General features: G+C 61.7%; 1 pseudogene. It reads right to left on the bottom strand.

The features are described from left to right. Positions 1 to 179 precede the first annotated feature (179 nt). Positions 180 to 915, bottom strand: a pseudogene (locus CFR80_RS18500) (portal protein); the annotation flags it as partial.

The following is a 915-nucleotide window of genomic DNA, read 5'->3' as shown; positions in this document are numbered from 1 at the left end:
TTCGCCACGAATGGCGTCACGTTCGGTGCGGGCGGATTTCAGTTCGCTACGCACCGTTACGAGGTCCGCGCGTGCCTTTTCCAGTTCGCGCACCGTGTTGGGATCGATGGGCGTGTTCATCGGTTCTGTGGTCATCTGACCCTCATGTTGTGAATGTTCCGGCATCAGCCGGGAAAACGTCAGGCCGTAACCTGACGTGTCTCTGTGCGCCCTGCGCCGCCTGCCTTCCGGTCGGCCTTGGCGGCATCTGCTGCAGCCTGCCGCTTGGCGATGAGGACCGGGTCGGACAGTTCATCCAGCACCCGGTTCCATTCTTCCTGTGGGCTAGCCGTGCCGACCTTGGCGGCATAGATGCTGCAGGCGGTTTCGTTGGACATGAAGCCCGACGCCACAGCCGTTGCCAGCCCCTGCGCCAGTTGCAGCAGTTCGGGGTCCGTGCTGGGGAAGTAGGGAGGCCATTGCAGTGCCAGACCGGCATCGGACAGGTTGGTGTAATCCTGACCGCCAATGTTCAGGCCCCCTGCCACTACGGACGAAAAGCGGCAGATCATGCGATACAGCGCCAACAGACCGTATTCGCCGTAGGAAAGGCGCAGGCGGTCCGCTAGCCATACGAGGCTCTGGCACATCATTTCCATAGCCCGGCCAGACTGTGCAGCGCTGATCTTGTCCGCGCTGGCCCGGTTGCCGTGGATCTGTTCCATGACGATGGCGCGCAGTTCCTTGTATTGCGCCAGCATTGCACCGGATGCATCGCCGTTGATTTCCAGCATTTTGGCATCGCCATCCATGGGGAGGATGAGTGCCGAAGCGGAACCGCCAGTAGTGCCGCCATCGCCTTCCGCGCCTGCCGGATCAGCCTGACCGGCCTTGATGACCAGCTTCGGGTCTGAACTGTATTTTAGACCGCGCCCC

The organism is Komagataeibacter oboediens (assembly GCF_003207815.1).
Taxonomy (GTDB): Bacteria; Pseudomonadota; Alphaproteobacteria; order Acetobacterales; family Acetobacteraceae; genus Komagataeibacter; species Komagataeibacter oboediens.
The sequence above is the reverse complement of the archived record's forward strand: the minus strand, read 5'-3'. Positions and strand labels throughout refer to the sequence as shown.